The 22,144-nt window shown below is 29.6% G+C and carries 17 protein-coding genes; 9 read left to right on the top strand and 8 right to left on the bottom strand.

Annotation, left to right across the window (positions count from 1 at the left end; translation table 11 throughout):
* The first annotated feature begins 7 nt into the window (after positions 1-7).
* Positions 8-844: a ZIP family metal transporter gene (locus OD91_RS07030; RefSeq protein ID WP_144895678.1), complete on the top strand. Its 837-nt coding sequence runs from the start codon at positions 8-10 to the stop codon at positions 842-844.
* 7 nt (positions 845-851) lie between these two features.
* Here OD91_RS07030 and OD91_RS07025 read toward each other — a convergent pair whose 3' ends face one another.
* Positions 852-1,631, bottom strand: coding sequence for a hypothetical protein (locus tag OD91_RS07025; RefSeq protein ID WP_144895677.1), 780 nt, complete (start codon positions 1,629-1,631; stop codon positions 852-854).
* A gap of 89 nt (positions 1,632-1,720) precedes the next feature.
* Here OD91_RS07025 and OD91_RS07020 point away from each other — a divergent pair, with 89 nt between their 5' ends.
* The 5 genes from OD91_RS07020 to OD91_RS07000 all read left to right on the top strand — a co-directional run bounded on the left by OD91_RS07020 (position 1,721) and on the right by OD91_RS07000 (position 9,610).
* Complete coding sequence (locus tag OD91_RS07020) at positions 1,721-4,846, top strand: exodeoxyribonuclease V subunit beta (RefSeq protein ID WP_144895676.1); 3,126 nt, start codon at positions 1,721-1,723, stop codon at positions 4,844-4,846.
* A gap of 48 nt (positions 4,847-4,894) precedes the next feature.
* Entirely contained in the window at positions 4,895-6,088 is a 1,194-nt protein-coding gene (gene kbl / locus OD91_RS07015) for a glycine C-acetyltransferase (RefSeq protein ID WP_144895675.1), read from the top strand.
* A 117-nt stretch (positions 6,089-6,205) separates the two neighbouring features.
* Positions 6,206-7,567, top strand: coding sequence for an OmpA family protein (locus OD91_RS07010; protein ID WP_144895674.1), 1,362 nt, complete (start codon positions 6,206-6,208; stop codon positions 7,565-7,567).
* A 178-nt stretch (positions 7,568-7,745) separates the two neighbouring features.
* Entirely contained in the window at positions 7,746-9,257 is a 1,512-nt protein-coding gene (gene atpD / locus OD91_RS07005) for a F0F1 ATP synthase subunit beta (RefSeq protein WP_144895673.1), read from the top strand.
* 71 nt (positions 9,258-9,328) lie between these two features.
* Positions 9,329-9,610, top strand: a complete 282-nt coding sequence (locus OD91_RS07000) for a F0F1 ATP synthase subunit epsilon (protein ID WP_144895672.1) — start codon at positions 9,329-9,331, stop codon at positions 9,608-9,610.
* Positions 9,611-9,692: 82 nt separating this feature from the next.
* On the opposite strand, the gene OD91_RS06995 is transcribed toward OD91_RS07000, so the two are convergent.
* The 6 genes from OD91_RS06995 to OD91_RS06970 all read right to left on the bottom strand — a co-directional run bounded on the left by OD91_RS06995 (position 9,693) and on the right by OD91_RS06970 (position 19,160).
* Positions 9,693-11,483, bottom strand: coding sequence for a hypothetical protein (locus OD91_RS06995; RefSeq protein WP_144895671.1), 1,791 nt, complete (start codon positions 11,481-11,483; stop codon positions 9,693-9,695).
* An 85-nt stretch (positions 11,484-11,568) separates the two neighbouring features.
* On the bottom strand, positions 11,569-13,254 hold the full coding sequence (locus OD91_RS06990) for an ELWxxDGT repeat protein (protein WP_144895670.1): 1,686 nt from the start codon (positions 13,252-13,254) through the stop codon (positions 11,569-11,571).
* 245 nt (positions 13,255-13,499) lie between these two features.
* Complete coding sequence (locus OD91_RS06985) at positions 13,500-14,153, bottom strand: response regulator transcription factor (protein WP_144895669.1); 654 nt, start codon at positions 14,151-14,153, stop codon at positions 13,500-13,502.
* 2 nt (positions 14,154-14,155) lie between these two features.
* Positions 14,156-16,081, bottom strand: a complete 1,926-nt coding sequence (locus OD91_RS06980) for a sensor histidine kinase (RefSeq protein WP_144895668.1) — start codon at positions 16,079-16,081, stop codon at positions 14,156-14,158.
* Between the two features lie 189 nt (positions 16,082-16,270).
* Positions 16,271-18,169 carry an amidophosphoribosyltransferase gene (locus OD91_RS06975; RefSeq protein WP_144895667.1) on the bottom strand — a complete coding sequence of 633 codons (1,899 nt, stop codon included), beginning with the start codon at positions 18,167-18,169 and terminating at the stop codon, positions 16,271-16,273.
* Positions 18,170-18,233: 64 nt separating this feature from the next.
* A complete protein-coding gene (locus tag OD91_RS06970) occupies positions 18,234-19,160 on the bottom strand; it encodes a PfkB family carbohydrate kinase (protein WP_144895666.1) in 927 nt (308 codons plus the stop codon).
* 74 nt (positions 19,161-19,234) lie between these two features.
* On the opposite strand from OD91_RS06970, the gene OD91_RS06965 reads away from it, so the two are divergent.
* The 3 genes from OD91_RS06965 to OD91_RS06955 all read left to right on the top strand — a co-directional run bounded on the left by OD91_RS06965 (position 19,235) and on the right by OD91_RS06955 (position 20,578).
* Positions 19,235-19,654, top strand: coding sequence for a SufE family protein (locus tag OD91_RS06965; RefSeq protein ID WP_144895665.1), 420 nt, complete (start codon positions 19,235-19,237; stop codon positions 19,652-19,654).
* Between the two features lie 13 nt (positions 19,655-19,667).
* Positions 19,668-19,988: a DUF59 domain-containing protein gene (locus OD91_RS06960; RefSeq protein WP_144895664.1), complete on the top strand. Its 321-nt coding sequence runs from the start codon at positions 19,668-19,670 to the stop codon at positions 19,986-19,988.
* 80 nt (positions 19,989-20,068) lie between these two features.
* Positions 20,069-20,578, top strand: coding sequence for a DUF2480 family protein (locus OD91_RS06955; RefSeq protein ID WP_144895663.1), 510 nt, complete (start codon positions 20,069-20,071; stop codon positions 20,576-20,578).
* On the opposite strand, the gene OD91_RS13490 is transcribed toward OD91_RS06955, so the two are convergent.
* Positions 20,575-21,000, bottom strand: a complete 426-nt coding sequence (locus OD91_RS13490; protein WP_186434417.1) for a LytTR family DNA-binding domain-containing protein — start codon at positions 20,998-21,000, stop codon at positions 20,575-20,577. The genes OD91_RS06955 and OD91_RS13490 overlap by 4 nt on opposite strands.
* Between the last annotated feature and the right edge of the window lie 1,144 nt (positions 21,001-22,144).

Genomic DNA, 22,144 nt, shown 5'->3' with positions numbered 1-22,144 from the left:
ATAAATCATGAGTACATTTGATCAATTAGTAGCATTCGGAAAAGAACATCCTATACAAGCTGCATTATATGCATCACTTTTTACATGGGGATTAACCGCTTTGGGTGCAAGTTTAGTATTCTTTTTTAAGAAAATGAATAGAGCCGTTTTAGACGGAATGCTTGGTTTTACTGGAGGTGTAATGGTTGCCGCAAGTTTTTGGAGTTTGTTAGCGCCAGCAATAGAAAACAGTCCAGGAGAAGGTTTTGTAAAAGTAATACCATCTGCAATTGGATTCGGATTAGGTGCTTTAGCATTATTCGGAATGGATAAAATTTTACCTCATTTACATATCAACTTTAAAGAAAGTGAAGCCGAAGGTGTAAAAACCGATTGGCACAGAACCACTTTATTAGTGTTGGCAATTACGTTGCATAATATCCCTGAAGGATTAGCAGTTGGAGTTTTATTTGGAGCGGCATCAACATTAGTTGGAGTAGAGCAGACAGAAATGATAATTGCAGCAATTTCTTTAGCGATTGGAATCGGAATTCAGAATTTTCCTGAAGGATTTGCAGTAGCAATGCCAATGAGAAGACAAGGAGCAAGTAGATTTAAAAGTTTTTGGTACGGACAATTATCTGCAATTGTAGAACCTGTTGCAGCCGTTCTAGGAGCTTTAGCAGTTTCGTTTTTTACACCAATTTTACCGTATGCATTAGCATTTGCTGCTGGAGCAATGATTTTTGTGGTTGTTGAAGAAGTAATTCCGGAAACTCAACGTGATAAATACACAGATATCGCTACGCTTGGTTTTATTGGAGGATTTATTGTAATGATGTCTTTGGATGTTGGATTAGGATAAAATATAATTAAAAGCCGAAAGTATTTTTTGAATTTGGACTTTCAAAAGTATACCATTTTGTCTTTTTATTCATTTTTCCATCAGTATTCATAGGTGTAAAACGTACTTTATACTTTCCTTTATTGTTAAATTTAAAAGCACCTGAACACATTCCATGACCAACATTTATTTCATTTTTCCATTCTTTGATTATATATACTTTTTTTGAATTTGTTGTTAAATCAATCAATTCTGTTTTGTACCAAATTTCTTTATTACTTTTATTATGAATGCTAAAAATGGCATTTGAAGAAGGCCCACAACCATAATGTATTAATTGAGTTTTTTTAAAATTAATTCTTAAATCACTGTTTAATAAATTAATTTCTTTTTGATTATTTGTTTTCCAAAACACTTTTTCTCTTTCACCAGTTTTAGAATTCCATTTCACCATTTCTTGACTCTCTTGTTTTGTTTGATCGGAATATTTTAAAAAATAAATAGAGTTGGGTCTAAGCTCACTTTTTGGTTTAAATATTGCCTGGGTTAATTGCATATCTCCAATAAGAATTTCTAATAATTCTAGCTCTACTTTATTTTTGTTGTTTACTAAATAGATTTTTCTATTTTGAAAACTATTTATTGTTTTTTGGCTGTATCCATACCCTTCGATTATAAATATTGAATTAATACTTATTTCTGTTTTTTCTGGGAGAAAACTCATAAAGGAACTTGCACAATCAAAATTATTTGCAAAAGAGCTATAAAAAAAAGAAATAAAAAATAAAGCAGTAAAAATATTTTTCATAATAAAGTAGTTTGTTTTGTGAAAACAATTATTATACCAATAATAAAAAAATGTAATGTAAAATTGTATTTTGCATCAAAATAAAAATCTTGCAAAATCAATCAACTTTTCAAGTTTATAATGCATCCGCTGGAAGCGGAAAAACGTTTACGCTTGTAAAAGAGTATCTAAAGGTTTTGTTAGGTTCTTCGGATATTTTTAGGTTTCAAAAAGTGTTGGCAATTACGTTTACCAACAAAGCAGCTGCCGAAATGAAAGAACGTGTTTTAGAAAATCTAAAAACGTTTTCTGAAGGAAATGAAAACGATTTATTACATATTATTTTAGAAGAAATAGCGATTGATAAACCCACAATTATTGATAGAAGTCAAAAAATAATTGATGCTATTCTTCAAAATTATTCTGCTTTTTCAATTACTACCATTGATAGTTTTACACATAAAATAATCAAAAGTTTTGCTTATGATTTAGGATTATCGCTAAATTTTGAAGTAGAAATGGATGCAATTTCTTTGCTAAACGAAGCTGTTGATATATTGATTTCTAAAATTGGAACTGATGAAAAATTAACTAAATTATTAATTGATTTTTCATTAGATAAAGCTGATGACGACACTTCTTGGGATATTTCTAGAGAACTGAATGAGTTTTCTAAAATTTTGTTGAATGAAGATGATACCAAGCATTTTAAAAAATTAGCTAATAAAAAATTAGATGATTTCACAAGTTTAAAAAACAAACTCAGTAAACATCAAAAAGAGATAAAAAAACAGTTTCAAGAGATTGGGAATTATGGGTTACAAATAATTGCTTCAACCGATTTAGAGCATAATGATTTTTACAGATCTATGCTACCAAATCATTTTGTGAGTCTGTCTAAAAATCCAGAAAACACCAAATTTTTTGAAGCAAGTAAACTTAGAGAACGTATTGAAGAAAATAACTTTTATGCGAAGTCTAAATCGGATGAAATTAAAAATTCTATTGAAGGAATTTTATCTGAATTATTAGAACTCTACAAAAAATCTGAACAATTATATCAGCAGTTTGTGTTGAATAAATTGGCGTTAAAAAGTATTATTCCTTTAGCGGTTTTAAACAATATCAATCAAGAATTATCAACTATAAAAGAAGAAAATAATTTACGGTTAAATGCAGAATTTAATCAATTAATTTCTGATAATATAAAAGAACAACCAGCGCCATTTATTTATGAGCGAATTGGGCAACGATTTATGCATTATTTTATTGATGAAATGCAAGATACGTCTGTGTTGCAATGGCAAAATTTAATTCCGTTGATAGACAATGCGTTGGTGCAAGAGAATAGTAATTTGTTATTAGTTGGTGACGGAAAACAAGCTATTTATCGTTGGCGTGGCGGAAAAGCAGAACAGTTTATAGAGTTGGGTTCTGGCACTATGAATCCGTTTAATATTGAAAAAGAACCAAAAACATTAGCAACTAATTTTAGAAGTTATTCGGAAGTAATTGATTTTAATAATCAGTTTTTTCAACATACTTCTCAGTTTTTACAGAATCAATCGTATAGAGAATTATTTGTTGATGGAAATAAACAACTTATAACCGATAAAAAAGGCGGATTTGTATCACTATCTTTTTTAGAAAAGCAAGAAGAAAAAGAGGAAGAACAAATTAAATATCCAAAGAAAGTTTTAGAAACAATTCTAAATCTTCAAGGTGATTTTTCTTTAAGTGAAGTTTGCGTTTTAGTTAGGAAAAAGAAAGAAGGAATTGCGGTTGCAAATTATTTGTCTGAAAAAGGAATTGATATTATTTCTTCAGAAACATTATTGTTGTCAAATAGTGCAAAAGTCAATTTTATTATTGATGTTTTACAAGTTATTCAACATCCAACAGACAAAGAAACATGGTTAAATGTTTTATACTTTTTACATCAACATTTATATATAAAAGAAGATAAACATTCGTTTGTTTCTGAAGTTATTCATCAATCAAATCAAGAAATTTTTAATCAGTTAAAAAAGTATGGAATAGACTTTAGTTTATCGGCTTTTCATCAGTATCCGTTTTACGAAAAAGTAGAAGAAATCATTAGAAGTTTTAAGTTGATAAATTCTTCGGATGCTTATGTGCAGTTTTTCTTAGATGTGGTTTTAGAACAGCAAAGAAAAGGAACGAGTATTCAGGAGTTTTTAGATTTTTGGGATCATAAAAAAGAAGTGTTAAGTATTGTAGCTCCAGAAAATTCTGATGCAGTTCAAGTAATGACTATTCATAAATCGAAAGGGTTAGAGTTTCCTGTGGTGATTTTTCCTTATGATTTAAATATCTATTATCAACGAGAGCCAAAAATTTGGCTGAACGACTTATCAGAAAATTTTGAAGGGTTTAAGGAATTATTAGTTCCTTTCACAAAAGAAATTGGGTATGTAAATAATGTTGGTGCAGAAATTTATCAAGAACAAAGAGAATTGTTAGAGTTAGATAATTTTAACTTATTATATGTTGCTTTAACACGTTCTGTAGAGCAATTATATATTATCACAGAAAAGAAAATATCCGCCAAAGGCGATGAAAATACAAATTATTATTCGGGAATTTTTATCAATTATTTAAAAGGAATAAATATTTGGAATAATGAGCAACTAGAATATTCTTTTGGTGATAAAAAACGGATCAGCAAAAAGGAAGAAAAAGCATCACTCACAGAAACTCAAGAAGCATTTATTTCAACGCCTTGGCAAGAACATAATATTTATATGTTGGCAAGTGCGTCAAAATTATGGAATACAAAACAAGGAGAAGCAATTGATTTTGGTAATTTGATTCATGAGATGATGTCAAAAATTAATACTGAAAGTGATGTTAAGAATATTGTTGCCAATTATGTAAATACTGGCGAGTTGCCAAAAGAGAAATCGCAAGATATTTTATACCTTATATATAGTATCATAAATCATTCGGGTTTAAAAGAGTATTTCTCCGAAAATGTAACCATATATAATGAGCGAGAAATTGTTTCTATCGACGGACAAATTATTATTCCAGATAGATTGGTTTTCAATCAAAATAATGAAGTAACAATTATTGATTATAAAACAGGAAATCAATCTAAAAGTCATCATCAACAAGTATTAAAATATGAGCAAGTTTTAAAATCGATGCATTTTAAAGTGATGAAAAAACTACTCGTATATATTAATGAAGAAATTACATTGATTGAAGTATAGTTAAAGAATGTAAACTTTGTAACTTTGTTTTTTTAAATTTCATAAAATATGTACGGTAAAATTAAAGATACTTTAAAAAAGGAGCTTCAAGAGATAAAAGATGCTGGTTTATATAAGGAAGAAAGAATCATAACTTCTTCACAAGATGCAGTGATTAAAATTTCTACAGGAGAAGAAGTAATTAACTTTTGTGCAAATAATTATTTAGGATTATCGAATCATCCAGAAGTTATTCAGGCTGCAAAAGATACAATGGATACGCATGGTTTTGGAATGTCTTCTGTTCGTTTTATTTGCGGTACGCAGGATATCCATAAAAAACTCGAAAAAAAGATTGCCGAATTTTACACAACTGAAGATACTATTTTATATGCTGCTGCTTTTGATGCCAATGGTGGAGTATTCGAACCTTTATTAACCAAAGAAGATGCAATTATTTCTGATAGTTTAAATCATGCTTCTATTATAGACGGTGTTCGTTTGTGTAAAGCTGCGCGTTATCGCTATCATAATAATGACATGAATTCTTTGGAAGAGCAATTAATTGAAGCGAATAAACAAGAACATCGTTTTAAGATAATTGTTACTGATGGTGTTTTTTCTATGGATGGAATTGTTGCGAAACTTGATGAAATATGTGATTTAGCTGATAAATATGATGCTTTAGTGATGGTAGATGAATGTCATGCAACAGGATTTATAGGAAAAACAGGAAGAGGAACCGTTGAATTAAAAAATGTAATGGATCGTGTTGATATAGTAACTGGAACTTTAGGCAAAGCTTTAGGCGGTGCAATGGGTGGTTATACAACAGGTAAAAAAGAAATTATAGAAATATTACGTCAACGTTCTAGACCATATTTATTTTCTAACTCATTAGCACCAGCAATTGTGGGAGCGTCATTAAAAGTATTTGATTTAATTTCTAATGACACCACTTTACGTGATAAGCTAGAATGGAATACTAATTATTTTAGAACAGAAATGGAAAAAGCAGGTTTTGATTTAGTTGGAGCTGATGCTGCAATTGTTCCAGTAATGTTATATGATGCAAAATTATCTCAAATAATGGCTAATAAATTATTAGAAAAAGGAATCTATGTTATTGGATTCTTTTTCCCTGTTGTGCCAAAAGAACAAGCAAGGATAAGAGTTCAACTCTCTGCAGCTCACAAGAAAGAGCATTTAGATAAAGCAATTTCTTCTTTTGTAGCAGTAGGTACAGAATTAAAAATTATTTAGAATTAATAAAAAAACTTGTTTTTTATATAAGTTTTTGTAGATTTGTCTTTGTTAATTAGTATGAACAACTTACTTTTGTAGGTATAAAATAAGAACTTTTAATTTAAAAATTTGATAATGAAACAATTAAAATTAGCTGTGATAGCTTTGTTTGCGTTGGTAACAGTTGTTAACGTAAGTGCTCAGGACGAAAATAATCCATGGGTAATTGGTTTTGGTATAAATGCCATAGATATGTATAACGGAAATGATTTTGCATCGCAAATTAGAGATGGATTAGGAAGCAAAGACTGGAATATATTGCCTTCTATTTCTAGAATCTCTGCTGAAAAATACATTGATAAAGGTTTTACTGTTCAATTAGCTGGTACTGTTAATAAAATTAAACATCATATAGCTTTAAATGACTCAGACTATATTATTTGGTCTATTGGAGCAGTAGCTAAGTATGATTTAAACAATTTATTTGGTGATACAGGTATGTTCGATCCATATATTTTTGCTGGTGGAGATTATGTAGCAAGTGGAAAAAGTGACCAAAGTGAATTAATGGGTCATGGTGGAGTAGGATTTAATCTTTGGTTAAATGATAACTTTGGTTTGAATTTTCAACATGGTAGTAAATTAGGTTTTGGTGAAAAAGTAAGATCTCATTATCAAAATTCTTTAGGTTTAGTATTTAAATTTGGAGGAAAAGATTCTGATGGAGACGGCGTTTATGATAAAGATGATGCATGTCCTGAAGTTGCTGGTTTAAAAGAGTTCAATGGTTGTCCAGATGCTGATGGTGATGGAGTAAAAGATTCTGATGATGCTTGTCCTAATGTTGCTGGTTTAGCAGCTATGAATGGTTGTCCAGATGCTGACGGAGACGGTGTTGCCGATAAAGATGATATGTGTCCTAATTCTAAAGGAACAAAAGCTAACAACGGTTGTCCTGATACTGACGGAGACGGTGTAGTTGATAAAGATGATAAATGTGCTACAGTTGCAGGTCCTTCTGCTAACGGTGGATGTCCTTGGCCAGATACTGACGGAGACGGAGTATTAGACAAAGATGATAACTGTAAGAATGAAGTTGGTCCAGCATCTAACAATGGATGTCCAGAGCCTGTAATTAAAGATGACGCTATTAAAGCAATCAACATGTCTGCTAAAACTATCTTATTTAACTCTGGAAGATCTTCTTTCAAACCAGGTGTTACTGCAAGATTAGATGCTATTGTTGCAATTATGAAAACAAATGCTAGAGCTACTTTTGCGATTGAAGGTCATACTGATAGTGCAGGTAGAGCAGCTAGTAACTTAAAATTATCTAATAGTAGAGCTAATGCTGTAATGAAATATTTCGTTTCTAACGGTGTAGACGCTTCAAGATTATCTGCTAGAGGTTATGGTGAAGATAATCCTATCGACTCTAATAAAACTAGAGCTGGTAGAGCAAACAACAGAAGAGTTGAAATTAAAGTTACTAACTAGTAATTTTTAATCAAATAATATTAAAAGCCTCATCATTTGATGAGGCTTTTTTTTATATAAAAAAGTCAGAAGATTAAATTAAAAATACTTTTGATTTAAAGGTAAATAATTTACCTTTGCAACCTGAAAACTAGGGTGTAAAATCCTTTATACATAATTAATTAAATTAGATACAAAAATGTCTACAATAACAGGTAAAGTTTCTCAAATTATTGGTCCAGTTATCGATGTTGAGTTTAATACAGAAAATGGAGAGCTTCCAAAAATTTACGATTCTTTAGAAATTAAAAAAGCTGATGGCTCAATTTTAGTTTTAGAAGTTCAACAACATATTGGTGAAGACACTGTTAGAACAATTTCTATGGATGCTACCGATGGTTTAAGTAGAGGTGTAGAAGTTATTGCTACAGGTAATCCAATTCAGATGCCAATAGGAAATGATATCTATGGACGTTTATTTAATGTTACTGGAGATGCGATTGATGGTTTAGGAAATTTAAATAAAGTTGGTGATGATGGTTTGTCAATCCACAGAGCTGCGCCTAAATTTGAAGACTTATCTGTATCTACAGAAGTTTTATTTACAGGAATTAAAGTAATCGATTTAATTGAACCTTATGCAAAAGGAGGTAAAATTGGATTATTTGGTGGAGCTGGAGTAGGTAAAACAGTATTGATTCAAGAATTAATTAATAACATTGCAAAAGGGCACGGAGGATTATCTGTGTTTGCAGGAGTAGGTGAAAGAACTCGTGAAGGAAATGATTTACTTCGTGAAATGTTAGAATCTGGAATTATCAAATATGGTGATGACTTTATGCATTCTATGGAAGAAGGCGGATGGGATTTATCAAAAGTTGATAAACCTGGAATGAGAGACTCTAAAGCAACGTTTGTATTTGGTCAAATGAATGAACCACCTGGAGCACGTGCACGTGTTGCATTATCAGGTTTAACTATTGCTGAGTATTTTAGAGATGGAGCTGGAGAAGCACAAGGAAAAGATGTACTTTTCTTTGTAGATAATATTTTTAGATTTACACAAGCAGGTTCAGAGGTTTCTGCCTTATTAGGACGTATGCCATCTGCGGTAGGTTATCAACCAACATTAGCAACAGAAATGGGTGCGATGCAAGAACGTATTACATCAACTAAAAAAGGTTCTATTACTTCTGTGCAGGCAGTTTATGTACCTGCGGATGATTTAACAGATCCAGCGCCAGCAACAACATTTGCGCATTTAGATGCAACAACAGTATTATCTCGTAAGATTGCTGAGCTAGGTATTTATCCTGCGGTAGATCCTTTAGATTCTACATCAAGAATTTTAACAGCAGATATTTTAGGTGATGAACATTATGATACAGCACAAAGAGTAAAAGAAATTTTACAACGTTATAAAGAATTACAAGATATTATTGCCATCTTGGGTATGGAAGAATTATCTGAAGAAGATAAGTTAGTAGTACACCGAGCTAGACGTGTACAACGTTTCTTATCACAACCTTTCCATGTAGCTGAGCAATTTACAGGTATACCTGGTGTCTTAGTTGATATTAAAGACACTATTAAAGGATTTAATATGATTATGGATGGTGAGTTAGATAAATACCCTGAAGCTGCTTTTAACTTAAGAGGGTCTATTCAAGATGCAATTGATGCAGGAGAAAAAATGTTAGCAGAAGCATAAACAGTTGACAGTTGGCAGTTGGTAGTCTTAACTAACAACTAACAACTAACAACTAAAAACTATTAAAAATTATGTTTTTAGAAATTGTAACACCAGAAGCAATATTATTTTCATCAGAAGTAGTATCTATTTATGTACCAGGTGTAAATGGTGAGTTTGAAATGTTAAATAATCACGCACCAGTTGTTTCTATTTTAAAAGAAGGAACAATTAAAATAGAATCAGAAAACTTTAAAGTTGATGATAAATTTGCTAGCAAATTTTCTAAAACAGCTGATGGTAAAATTAGTTTTTCCATTAATTCTGGGACATTAGAATTAAATGATAATAAAGCAATAATATTGGCTGATTAAATTTAGTTAATTAATATAAAAAAAGGCTAATAACTTATTAACGTTATTAGCCTTTTTACATTCTACACTTCTTTCTCTTTTCTTACTTCATACGTTCTTCCCAAATTCTGTTATAGGCTGGATTTTTCTCTTCACCTTTTTTAAGCTCTTCCATAGCTAATTTAAAAGCATTTAATAATTCATCACCTTTAATAACTTTTAATACAACATCTTCTGGCCCACCAGTTAGTGCATTATAGGTATTTACAGATTTTAACGATTTTGCATCTGTAGAAAAATCCATTTCAAAATATTTTGCAGGTGTTTTAAAACTTACGTTTGGAGCAAAAGCCATAATTTTTACTTTTGGATTTAGTCCTTCGCTTTCTAAATCAAAATCTAAATCAATTGTTACTGCTATTAATCCATCTAGATTTAATTCTTGAATTAATTTTTCGTTGATATAATCTGCAGGGAATGTTGTTTTTAAATCTTTCCAAAAATCTTTAAAATTTGTAGATAAAAGTCTACGTGTTCCTCCAGCACCTTTTTCTACAAAAGTAGCTGTTACAGTGTCTAAAATAGGCTTCATTTCTGCGTATGCTTTTGCTTTTACAACAGTTTCTACAGGAATTACATTTATACCGTTATTGTTTTTTAAGCTATTTGCAAATTTAGTATACAATTTATCAGCTAGTTTTTGCCAAGCGTTATCTTCTAATTTTGGAAACCATTTTTTAATGGTTGTTGTTGTCGTTGTTGTCGTTTTTATATTAAAATTGGTTGTAGAACTACTTGACACAGTAGTTTTTTCCTTTTTTAAATTACCTCTAATTACAAATGAAGCAATACCAACATTCTTCATCATTTTTACCGGTGGATGAGAAAATGGATTTCCTTTAGTGATTTTAACATTATACTCACCTTCTACCGTTTTAAAACCATCAGAAACATTTGTGTTTTTATCTTTACTAAAAGAGTTTTTTAATAAATTACCACCAGCAATATCACCTTTAATTAAAATTGGAGTAAAATCTGAATACATAGATAGTTTTTGAATAATTCCTGCATCTGTATTCCGAACTATATCATGTTTAACTCTAGTCACAATCAAAGTATTTTTCTTGATAATTGGTAGTGGAGAGTTTTCGTAATTTTTAAAAGCTTCTATAGGTACAACAATTCTGTTTTTAGCTTTAGAAGGAAAAAGATGTGTTTGCACCTTTAAACTCATCGCACTTGTTATTACTTCTACATACAATTTAGAATCTAAATCTGCATCTCCATTTTTTAATTCAATAACTAAATCTTTTGTACCATCAATAATAATATCTCCTCCTTTTTCAATTCCATTTACGCTGATAATTTCTAGTGGCTCTGCTGGTTGCATGGTTACATTTATTTTGTCTCCACTTGAACTTGTAACTTCAATTTCTTGTGAACCTCTTTTATCTGGGCTAAAACCTTGAAAATAGGTTCCCATTCCAGCTTTTTCAATTTTAGTACCATTTAATAGTACATCACCATCAGTATCTGTTAACCCAACACCTTCATAATTTAAGAAAACAGCAGCTATACCATCACCACAAGTTTCCCAACCTGGAGTTTTAGTTGCAAAATCTAGCTTACTTTTGGGAATTATATTAGAAGTGTATATAAACATTGCAGCTGTTTTTTCTAAGTCTGATTTCTTACCAGCCTTAACAAGGCCGCCAACGGCTTTAGAAATAAGTTTCATAGGTTTAATTTTACTAAAGAAACTTTCTTTGTGAACATAGCCACATTTATATGCTTTAATCTCTTTCTTTTTTAAGAAGCTTTGCCCATTTATTGAGTTTATTCCGAAAGTAATTATGGATAAAAATGCAATTACTTTAATACTTTTTAATGTCATTTTTTTGTTTTTAGGATATTCTATTTTTTCGCAATTTAATACAGGTTAATCTTCTATAAAATACGTCAAATGCCTTATTTTTTATTTACTGTTTAATAAATTTTCTTGTAAAAGAATTGTCTGCTGTTTTTAATTGAATAACATACATTCCTTTGGTTAACTGAGAAATATTTATGTTTTTTAATGAAGAATTATTTATTGATTTTTGCATCACTTCTTTACCTAATAAATTAAAGATTTTTACAGATTTTATTTGTTGATTATCAACCTCTATATTTAAATTATTTGATGCTGGGTTTGGATAAATGCTAACATTTGTTAAATCAGTTTTTAATTCATTTTTTACGGAAAGTGTGTTCAAATCTAATTTCCACAGGCTAGGTTCTGTTCCATTTACACCATCAAAAGATAAGAAATAAAAATTGCCATTATCTGTAATTGTACCTCTACCAATATATAATTTAGTGTCAAAGTATTTTGCATATGTTGTATTATTTAGATTGGTGTCTTTTAACATTTTTGTACCAGCTTCTGTACCATCACTTATCCATGGTTCTTGTCCATTTGTATCAGTCCCTTTAAAAAAGACATAATTATTATACGCAACTACAGTATTATTACTAGCTCCACCTAATTTACCTGGAAAAGTATCTTTAATTAAAACTGTACCTGTTTCGGTACCATTTGACTTCCATAATTCTGAACCATGAACACCATCATCAGCTATGAAGTAAAGTGTATTACCAGCTGCTATTAGATCCTTAGGGGCACTCCCTGATTTAAAATTAACCGTACCTACTATAATATCTTTAATCAATACTGTTCCAGCTTCTGTACCATTAGACTTCCACAATTCTTGACCATGTGTACCATCATTTGCACTAAAATATAAAGTACCATTTACATTTCTAAGGTAATTTAGACTAGATCCTGAATCTCCAGGTTTTATATCTTTCACCATTATAGTTCCAGCTTCTGTACCATCTGTTTTCCATAGTTCAGAACCATTAACACCATCATTAGCAGCAAAAAAAAGTTCATTACCCACAACTGTCAACCCTCCCACGCCACTATGACTTTCTCCATCACCTGGCATAATATCTTTTAACATAATAGTACCTGCTTCTGTACCATCAGAAACCCATAATTCTACTCCTTTTAAACTATCATAAGCAGTAAAGTATATTTTATTTTTAAAGGCAGTAAAACTATTTAAACTATTACTTATACCGGGAATCCTGTTAAAAGCTTTTACCAATAAAGTACCAGTTTCTGTGCCGTCAGTTTTCCAAAGACCATAAGAATCTCCTCTAGACGTACTTGATTCTAAGAATAATGTATTATCGATAACTAGATAACTAGCATGAAGGCTATTGCCAGAGGCTTCTTTTATTGAAGCTACTTTTACCGTACCTGCTTCTGTACCATCAGATTTCCACAGATTTACACCATTAACACTACCTGTATAGGCGTAGAAAAATAATTGATTGTTAAAATTCATTAAAACGCTAGGACTACTTTTAGATTTTCCTTGATAAATATCTTTAACTAAAAGAGTACCAGCTTCTGTACCATCAGATTTAAATAATTCTGAGCCATGAACACCATCATCTGTTACAAAAAATAATGTATTACCTACTGCTCTTAAGTTTCTAAAATTACCTTTGTTATGTCTGTCACTTCCTGGATAATCATGCCTTACTAAAACTGGTTCTTGAGAAAAAGTGTAAATTGTTATAAATGTGAATAATGATAGTATAATTTTCTTCATGGTATTTTTTTTAGATAATAATAAATGACTTTTAAATTAGTGTTTAATAAATTTTATAAGAATTAAAAAACAGTACCCATTACTCAGTTGTTAATTCACTCTAAAAAGGAATGATGAGATAGATACTGTTTAAAAAATATTTTCAGCTTTTTAGGACGATTGAATTAACACTTCAAAAGTAAAATTGTAAAGTGAAAGAGTAAATAGAGTAATTAACGTAATTAACTAAGGTGTTTAACGTAGTTTTATGAAGCTAGACCATTTTTAAATGCAAAACGTATTAATGAAGCTACATTATGGATGTCTAATTTTTTCATAACATTAGTTCTATGTGTGTCTACTGTTCTTGGGCTAATAAATAATTTTTCACCTATTTGGGCATTAGTTAATCCTTGTGATATAAACTTAACAATTTCTTTTTCCCTAGAAGTTAATTCTTCTAAAAGTGGAGACTTCTTTGAATATTTAATAAAAGTTGAAGATGAATCATCAGTGATTAATGCTTTTGTTACATCTGCATTAAAGTATTCTTTTCCATTATAGATGTTTTTTATAGCTAATAATAATTCATCACTTGGAATGGTTTTAAGCATATACCCTTTTACGCCAATTTCTATTAAATTTTTAATAATTGAAGGTTCTTGATACATAGAAAGCATCGCAACTTTTACATCTTTAAATCCTGAGATGATTTTTTTTGCACATTCAATTCCATCCATTACTGGCATGTTAATATCTAATAATGCTATATCTACTAAATGTTGTTGGATAAATTCTATAGCTTCTTGTCCATTATTAACCACAGAAACTACTTCAAAATCAAGTTGATTTTCGAAAGTGTTTTTTATTCCTTCTGCAATTAAAGGATGATCATCTGCAATGAGTATTTTAATAGGCATTATTATAAAGGAATTTTTATAGTTACTAAAGTACCACTTTTAGGACTTGGTTCAAAATTTACATTTCCATTAACCATGTCTAATCTGCTAGAAATATTTAACAATCCAATGCCTTTTTTACTCTTTTTAGATTCAAAGCCAACACCATCATCTTCTACAATCAAAATGACCGAATTATTTGCATTAAATAACTGCACACTAACTTCTGAGGCTTTACTATGTTTTAAAATATTATTAATAAGTTCTTGAGTAATTCTATAAATTGTAATTTCTATTTTTTCTGGTAATCGTTCATCTATATTAAAATGTTCTAAGCTATATTTTATATTTGAAAAAGATAAACTCCCTTCTAATAAATCATTTAAAGCTGGTAATATTCCTAACTCTTTTAATGCTCTAGGCATCATTTGATGAGAAATATTTCTTAAATCTTGATTAGAATTTTCTAAACTTTCTAATAATTCTTTAGGCTCTTTATTATCTGATAAATTTGATTTAGAAAAGTAGTTTCTAGATTTTAAAATAATACTCCCAATTTGTTGAACTACTCCATCATGTAATTCTCTAGCAATTCTGCTTCTTTCTGTTTCTTGAGCATCTATCATTGCTTTTAATCCACGTTCTTTTTCTTTTAATATTTTTTCTTGATTTTTTCTTTTATTTCTTTGATTAACGCCAAAAAATAACATTCCTAATAATCCTAAACTCCCTAATAATATATAAATCCAATTTTTAGTTCTAGATAAAGCAAGTTCTGTTTCTGCTTTTTCAGTTCTAGTTTGTAATAATTCTTTTTCTTTTTTTTCTGATTTATATTTTATTTCCATATCTGCTATGGAATTTGATCTTTTTTTAGAAAAGATAGAATCTTTAATTTTATTATATTCTTCAAAATTTTTTCTTCCTTTAACAATATTTCCTATTCTAAAATTTGTTTCTGCAGTTTCAAGTAGTAATGTTAAAGAATAATTTTTTAGATGAGGGGTTTGTTCTAAAATTTCAAAAGCTTTTTTTGAGTTCTCCTTTGCTTTTTTTAAGTTATTAATTCTATTATAACTTGAAACTAACCCTGAATATGAAAACATATATTCCTTATTAATTTCACCAAATTTTTTTAGGATTTTAAGTGACTCAAGGCGAACTTCTATGCTTTTTTTATTTTGATTAATATTCTGGTAAGTGTTTGCTAAATTAGAATAGAGTTTAGATAGAGTTAGTAAATTATTTGATTTCTTTGCATACTCTATACCTTCAAGAAACGCTTCTATTGCAGAGTCATATTTTTTTAAACTTCTATAACAAATACCTATATTATTCAAAGAAATAGGAAGCCCATTAAAATCTTTATATTTTTTTCTTATTTTATAAACCTTTATTTGATATTCTAGCCCTTTTTTATATTGATTCATCTCTTGATAGATAAGACCAATATTACCTAAAGCTGATATTGAGCTTTTCTCATCTTCAAATTCTTCATCAATTTTTAAAGACTCAAAAAAATAATTAAGAGCTGTATCAAATTCACCTAAATTCCAATACGCTAAACCTAAATTATTAACACATTTAGATTCAATTTTTTTAAACTTATGTTTTTTAGAAAGTTCTAGAGATTTTTTATAGTAAAAACGGGCAGAGTCATATTTTTCATTGACAGCATAATAAACACCATGAATATTATCTAATTCTGCAATCCAATGTGTGTTTTTTACTGTTTTAGCATAATTCTTTCCCTCAATAATTACCTTATTTGCCTTTTCTTTATTAGTGAAAATAGTTTTAAACCCTATTTTAGCATAGGTTTTTAAAATTAATGTGTCTTCTTTTGTTTTTTTTACTTCATAAAGTAAACTATCAATATTTGAAATATTATTTTGTGAGTTAATTGAAAAAGAAATCAGGAATAGAAGTATATAATGTATCTTTTTCATAATTTTTGCTATTTAACAAATATGGAAAAAATTACATGATTTTAAAAATATATTACTTAAAACTTTAATAATCAGCATAAAACAAAAACGAACCCCCCTTGTTAGTTGGGTATTCAATTAATTTTAAAATTTGATTGAAATTCAAGGAAAAATTATAAAATTGAAATGTAGAAAAAAGAGTTTATTTATTTAATAAGCACGCTTGTTATTCCCTTCATAGAAATTAATAAACGCTTCATTTACAACTCTATGACCACCATCAGTAGGGTAATCTCCAGTAAAATACCAATCCCCTAAATTATCTGGACAAGCAATGTGTAAATTATCTACGGTTTGATAAATAACTTCAACTTCAGCATTTATTTCTGAAGTTTTTAGCATCTGTGCAATTTTAGCAGAAATCTCTTCATTACTAAAAGGAGCATAAATTTCTTTTACAAAATTTACTATGTCTTTATCCTCATTAGATTGTTGGGCTTTAGATTTCTTATAAACTTCTTCAACTATAGTATATTGATTGGTTTCTTTTAGTAGTTCAATTGCAGCTTTAAAAGCAATAAAATCACCAATTCTCGCCATATCAATTCCGTAACAATCTGGATATCTAATTTGTGGCGCAGAAGAAACAACAACTATTTTCTTAGGTTGTAATCGATCTAAAATTTTAATGATACTCTTCTTAAGTGTAGTTCCACGTACAATACTATCATCAATAATGACAAGGTTATCGGTAGGTTTTACAACACCATACGTAATATCGTAAACATGCTCAACTAAATCATCTCTAGAGCTATCATCAGCAATAAATGTTCTTAATTTTGCGTCTTTAATTGCAATTTTTTCGAAACGTGGTCTTTCAGATAAAATTTCTGTAACTCTCGATGCCGATAATTTTCCACCACCATCTAATATTTTAGCTGTTTTTTGTTGATTTAAAATATCTTCAGCAGCTTCCGTCATTCCATAAAAAGACGTTTCTGCAGTATTTGGGATGTAAGAAAAAACAGAATTTGTAATATCGTTATTAATCGACTTTAAAATCAAAGGGAAAACTAATTTACCAAGGTTTTTACGCTCTTCATAGATTCCGGCATCTGATCCTCTAGAAAAATAAATTCGTTCAAAAGAACAGGCTTTGTTTTCTTTCTGATCCAATACTGGTAACACACTTGTTGCACCACTTTTCTTAATAATTAAAGCATGACCTCTGTCTAGTTCTTGTACTTTATCAATAGTAACATTAAAAACGGTTTGAATTACTGGTCTTTCTGATGCTACAACAACAACCTCATCATCTTCATAAAAATAAGTTGGTCTAATTCCGTTTGGATCACGTAATACAAAAGCGTCTCCATGACCAACTAAACCTGCCATTGCATAGCCACCATCCCAGTTTTTTGAAGATCTTTTAAGTACATTTTGTAAGTCTAAATTTTCTTCGATATATGGTGATGCATCTTTTTTGCTAAAACCTTCTTCTTTAGCATCTAAATATAATTTAGCTACTTCATCTTCTAAGAAATGGCCAATTTTCTCCATCACCGTTACCGTATCGGTAAATTCTTTTGGATGTTGACCCAATTCTACCAATTCTTCTAATAATTGCTTAGAATTTGTCATATTAAAATTACCAGCAACAATTAAACTTTGATGTTTCCAATTGCTTTGACGTAAAAATGGATGTACACTTTCTATGCTATTTTTACCAAAGGTTCCATAACGCACATGACCCAAAAACAAATTCCCTACATATGGCATGTTTTGTTCTTGCCATAATACATCATCTTTTTTTGATGGATTTTCTTCTAAAACACCATTTAATCGAGCATTAATTTGCCCGAAAATATCCTGTATAGGTTGCGATTTGTTAGAACGTACTCGACTAACATAACGTGTACCAGGTTCAACATTAAACTTTACACTTGCAAAACCAGCACCATCTTGCCCACGATTATGCTGCTTTTCCATTAACAAATACATTTTGTTAATTCCGTAAAAAGCAGTACCATATTTGTCTTTATAAAACTGTAATGGTTTTTTTAATCTAACTAGTGCAATTCCGCATTCGTGTTTAATGGCGTCACTCATTTAATTGTGTATTTGTTGTGTTTGTATGTATAAAAAAATCCGCGTGTTTAGACGCGGATTTTCTTTATGAGATTTCAATATCAAATTGTGTTATTTCTTTAAACGCTTGCAAGCGATTTTTCACTTCATCTTCGGTTAGCTCCTCCATTCGCTGTGTTCCAAACTTTTCGACACTAAATGAGGCGAGGTTAGAACCATGAATTATTGCTCTTTTCATATTGTCAAAAGAAATATCTTCTGTTTTGGCTAAATATCCACAGAAACCACCAGCAAAAGTATCTCCAGCTCCCGTAGGATCAAAAACTGATGCTAAAGGTAAAGCAGGTGCAAAAAACATTTTATCATCATTAAATAATAATGCTCCGTGTTCTCCTTTTTTAATCACTACATATTTTGGTCCCATTTCATGGATTTTTTTGGCAGCATTTACCAAAGAATATTCTCCAGAAAGTTGACGCGCTTCCTCATCATTAATTGTGATGACATCTACACGTTTTAAAACGGTGTGTAAATCTGCTAAAGCGATATCCATCCAAAAATTCATAGTATCTAAGACTACTAATTTTGGTGATGTTGTCATTTGATCTAAAACAGATGCTTGTGTTAATGGATGTAAATTTCCTAACATTACTATTCCGGCATCTTTAAAATGAGCAGGTACAATTGGTTGAAATGTTTCTAAAACATTTAATTCTGTGATTAACGTATCACGAGAATTCATGTCGTTGTGATATTTTCCGCTCCAGAAAAATGTTTTCCCTTCTTTTATGATTTCAATACCATCAGTATTGATTCCTTTAGAATTCATCATTTCTAAATAAGAGTCTGGGAAATCTCCACCAACTACAGAAACAACACCGGTTTCTACTCCAAACTGACTTGCAGCTAAACCAACAAAGGTTCCAGAACCACCTAAAATTTTATCGGTTTTCCCGAAAGGAGTTTCAATTGCATCAAACGCAACAGTACCAACAGCTAATAATTTACTCATTTGTTATTTTTTATGCCTAATTTTGCACGATAATTGCACTAACTAATTTTAAAGTGCAAAAATAAGTTTAAAAAATGACTATCAAAGAAATACAAGAAGAAATTATTGATGAGTTTTCTATGTTTGATGACTGGATGGATCGATATGAATATCTGATTGATCTTGGTAAATCTTTACCCATTATAAATGAAGAACATAAACTAGATGAAAACCTAATAAAAGGATGTCAATCTAAAGTGTGGTTACATTCTCATTTACAGGAAGATAGTTTATTTTTTACGGCAGATAGTGATGCTATTTTAACAAAAGGAATTGTAGCGTTATTATTGCGTGTTTTTTCCGACCAAAAACCTGTAGATATTTTAGAAGCAAATACTGATTTTATTGATAAAATTGGCTTAAAAGAACATTTGAGTCCTACAAGAGCAAACGGATTAGTTTCTATGGTAAAACAAATAAAAATGTATGCTATTGCTCAACAAGCAAGAGTGTAACTATAAAAATAGAATGACAGACAAAGAATTAGAAGAGATAGGAGATAAGATAGTAAATGTTTTAAAAACAATTTACGATCCAGAAATTCCAGTTGATATTTATGAGTTGGGTTTAATTTATGATGTTTTTGTTTCAGAAGAAAACAATGCAAAAATATTAATGACGTTAACCTCTCCAAATTGTCCAGTTGCAGAATCATTACCAAGAGATGTAGAAGACAAAGTGAAATCGTTGAAGCAAATTAATGATTGTGAGGTGGAAATTACTTTCGATCCTACTTGGACGCAAGAAATGATGAGCGAAGAAGCAAAACTAGAATTAGGAATGCTGTAAAACAGTTTTCAGTTGGTAGTATTCAAGTCTATCAGTTTTTTGTTGAAATTGTATCGAGAACAACTTTCAAAAGTTAAAAAATGGAAAAAGAAATAATCAATAGAGTTGCAAATAGCAAATTAAAGACATTTGACCTTGAGGAAATTTATCCTGAAGGAAAACGTGTTGTTTTTGATATTAAAGATTGGTTATTTGAAGAAATCATTTTAAAAGAACAAGATTTTAGAGATTCAGTAAAAAATCATGATTGGTCTCAATATAATAAGTCTTTTGTAGCTGTTACTTGTTCTGTAGATGCTATCATTCCATCCTGGGCATTTATGTTAGTAGCTTCTGAATTAATACCACATGCAAATAAAGTAGTTATTGGTGGTTTAGAGTTGTTAGAAACTGTTTTATATCAAGAACTTATAGGTTTCTTAGATTTTAAAGACTTTATAGATAAACCAGTTATTATTAAAGGTTGTGCAGAGAAGCCAATACCTGCAACAGCTTTCTCATTATTAATAGAAAAATTACAACCGATAGCAAAATCGATTATGTTTGGAGAGGCTTGTTCTACAGTGCCTTTATTTAAAAGAAATTCTTAAGAACTTAGTATATTTTTTAAATCAGATACTTTATTTCTTGAAACTGGTATAGAAAAATTGTTTTCTAACGTAACTTTTCCAGCTCTAGAATTTCCTTGAATTTCAGTTATTTTAGATAAGTTAATAATAAATGACTTATGGCATTTGTAAAAACCAAATTCTGGATTGCAAAAATTTGCTTCTATAGTTTTAAGTTTCTTTTTTATTTGCAATTCTCTTATCGTTTCATTTTCCTTAAAAAATATTTTTAAATCTGTTTTGTTAGATTCAAAAAATAAAATAGCACTTTTATATAATGTAATTAAGTCCCCAGATTTTTTATTGCATTTAATTATAACTTTATTACTATTTGCCTGTAGTTCTTTAAATTGATAGAAAGAGTAGAAATCTAAAAACAGACTAATAAAGCTAATAAAAAACATTGAAGGAACGCACACTTTAATAGTAAAAACTATAATGTTATTATTAAAGATAACAGGAGAATATATATAATGTGCTAAAAAATAATTTATTAAATAGGCAAAAATTAACGAAAAAATAGAGCAAAATATATAGTTGGAAATAAGAATTAAAAAAGTATACTGTTTTGTTTTGTTTTTAAACAAGACATAATTTAAGTATAAATATAATAGAATAAAAGTAAAGAGAGGAATTAAGGTGTAAAAAAGACCAATAATTAACTTATCATAAAATTCAACATTATTATTTAGAAACCTTTGTAAAAAAATAGCATAAAAAAGATAAAGATGAAAAATTGATATAAAAGTATAGAAAATAGGGTGCTTTTCAAAAAAGGGAAAAGGGGTTTTTTTAAGTAAAGATTTTTTAACCTTTAAGTATGTTTTTTTAATCATTTTTGTGAGGATAACAAATATTTACAAAGATATAACTTAAAAAGCACTTCCCAAAGTATATTTAATATCTTCCTTTTTATGACTTGTTGTTTTAATCATAACCATTTCATGTTTATATCAAACCTTTTTATGTTTTATTTGTGGCTTTTACTTGCGTCTTATTAAAAAGTGTACTTATATTTAGACAACAATATTAACCCACAAATATTATATTATATGAATTTCGGCTGTCCCCGCAAGAGTATACTACTCTCTTATACTTATCAAAAAATCAACTTATTTATTCAATACGACATATACAGACTTGTACTTGTCAAACCCATGTAAAGACTTTTTCTTAATTCCCCTAAAATTAAGAATAATTCTAAGTCTTTAGTAAACTCAATTAAGTTATGTAAAAAACATGATTAGGCTTTTTGGCCTTATAAATTAAATATAAATATGAAAATTTGTTCCCCACAAGTATCTGTCCAGGTTACTTCTTGTAGCTTCTATTTAGGGAAAGATAGATCATCAGATTGTTTTAACAATCAAACCAATATAAAGAATCATTCTTATAGATTCTTAAATGCAATCATATATCATTCCTTTTTTATTTTAAAGGAAAAAACTAAAGGCCTACTAATAAGCGCCTTTCTATTTCTAAAAAATAACGGCAGTGTTTTAAAAGCTAACACTACTTATACTCTTAAGTTAGGGACAGAATTTCTGA

This window comes from Lutibacter sp. Hel_I_33_5 (assembly GCF_007827455.1).
In the GTDB taxonomy this organism is placed as follows: Bacteria; Bacteroidota; Bacteroidia; order Flavobacteriales; family Flavobacteriaceae; genus Polaribacter.
This window is presented reverse-complemented; position numbering and strand designations above follow the sequence as displayed.

What these genes read in the sequence shown, in the direction of transcription:
- OD91_RS07030 (WP_144895678.1), top strand. Translation starts at nt 8, where the DNA reads ATGAGTACATTTGATCAATTAGTAGCATTCGGAAAAGAACATCCTATA.
- OD91_RS06965 (WP_144895665.1), top strand. Translation starts at nt 19,235, where the DNA reads ATGACTATCAAAGAAATACAAGAAGAAATTATTGATGAGTTTTCTATG.
- OD91_RS06985 (WP_144895669.1), bottom strand. Translation starts at nt 14,153, where the DNA reads ATGCCTATTAAAATACTCATTGCAGATGATCATCCTTTAATTGCAGAA.
- OD91_RS06975 (WP_144895667.1), bottom strand. Translation starts at nt 18,169, where the DNA reads ATGAGTGACGCCATTAAACACGAATGCGGAATTGCACTAGTTAGATTA.
- OD91_RS13490 (WP_186434417.1), bottom strand. Translation starts at nt 21,000, where the DNA reads ATGTTTTTTATTAGCTTTATTAGTCTGTTTTTAGATTTCTACTCTTTC.
- OD91_RS07025 (WP_144895677.1), bottom strand. Translation starts at nt 1,631, where the DNA reads ATGAAAAATATTTTTACTGCTTTATTTTTTATTTCTTTTTTTTATAGC.
- OD91_RS06995 (WP_144895671.1), bottom strand. Translation starts at nt 11,483, where the DNA reads ATGACATTAAAAAGTATTAAAGTAATTGCATTTTTATCCATAATTACT.
- OD91_RS06960 (WP_144895664.1), top strand. Translation starts at nt 19,668, where the DNA reads ATGACAGACAAAGAATTAGAAGAGATAGGAGATAAGATAGTAAATGTT.
- OD91_RS07000 (WP_144895672.1), top strand. Translation starts at nt 9,329, where the DNA reads ATGTTTTTAGAAATTGTAACACCAGAAGCAATATTATTTTCATCAGAA.
- kbl (WP_144895675.1), top strand. Translation starts at nt 4,895, where the DNA reads ATGTACGGTAAAATTAAAGATACTTTAAAAAAGGAGCTTCAAGAGATA.
- OD91_RS06990 (WP_144895670.1), bottom strand. Translation starts at nt 13,254, where the DNA reads ATGAAGAAAATTATACTATCATTATTCACATTTATAACAATTTACACT.
- OD91_RS06955 (WP_144895663.1), top strand. Translation starts at nt 20,069, where the DNA reads ATGGAAAAAGAAATAATCAATAGAGTTGCAAATAGCAAATTAAAGACA.
- OD91_RS06970 (WP_144895666.1), bottom strand. Translation starts at nt 19,160, where the DNA reads ATGAGTAAATTATTAGCTGTTGGTACTGTTGCGTTTGATGCAATTGAA.
- OD91_RS06980 (WP_144895668.1), bottom strand. Translation starts at nt 16,081, where the DNA reads ATGAAAAAGATACATTATATACTTCTATTCCTGATTTCTTTTTCAATT.
- atpD (WP_144895673.1), top strand. Translation starts at nt 7,746, where the DNA reads ATGTCTACAATAACAGGTAAAGTTTCTCAAATTATTGGTCCAGTTATC.
- OD91_RS07010 (WP_144895674.1), top strand. Translation starts at nt 6,206, where the DNA reads ATGAAACAATTAAAATTAGCTGTGATAGCTTTGTTTGCGTTGGTAACA.